This window comes from uncultured Psychroserpens sp. (assembly GCF_947501425.1).
GTDB lineage: Bacteria > Bacteroidota > Bacteroidia > Flavobacteriales > Flavobacteriaceae > Psychroserpens.
On the sequence record NZ_CANMVN010000040.1, the window covers coordinates 1 to 203 of the forward strand.

Here is a 203-nt window from a genome sequence, read left to right on the forward strand (position 1 = left end):
GGATCACTAGTCGTTCCTGTGAGTGTGCCTGAGCAGTTATCCGTTGTGGTTGGTGCTGTGGCTGTGGCTGAACATTCACCTGTCACATCAGATAAGGTTGGTATTACTGGATTTGTGATATCATCGATAATCACATTCTGAGGAACCACAATGCTGTTGCCGTTTCCATCATCGAAGGTCCAATTGATTGTGTATGTTCCTTG

1 protein-coding gene is annotated in these 203 nt (G+C 45.3%); it reads right to left on the reverse strand.

Annotated elements, in window-relative coordinates:
* Window positions 1-203: hypothetical protein (locus Q0951_RS17105; protein ID WP_299339554.1), on the reverse strand; the 203-nt coding region annotated here is incomplete at both ends.